Below are 226 nucleotides of genomic sequence, written 5' to 3'. Positions count from 1 at the left end.
GGCTTGGCTGGATTAGCTTTGGTGGACCAGCGGCACATATTGGCTACTTCCGTAAAACCTTTGTTGAGAAACTGAATTGGTTATCCGACGAAGAGTACGGGCAAATTGTCGCCCTCAGTCAATTTCTGCCGGGTCCAGGCTCAAGTCAGGTTGGCTTTGCGGTTGGTTACAAAAAAGGTGGCTTAACCGGTGCGATTGCCGCATTTGTAGGCTTCACCTCCCCTTC

1 protein-coding gene is annotated in these 226 nt (G+C 50.9%); it reads left to right on the top strand.

What is annotated here, in order from left to right:
* A partial coding sequence (locus AB4496_RS29220; protein ID WP_372133621.1) for a chromate transporter occupies window positions 1-226 on the top strand: 226 nt, incomplete at both ends.

This window comes from Vibrio sp. 10N.222.46.A1 (genome assembly GCF_041473595.1).
Lineage (GTDB): Bacteria > Pseudomonadota > Gammaproteobacteria > Enterobacterales > Vibrionaceae > Vibrio > Vibrio tasmaniensis_A.
The sequence above is the reverse complement of the archived record's forward strand: the minus strand, read 5'-3'. Positions and strand labels throughout refer to the sequence as shown.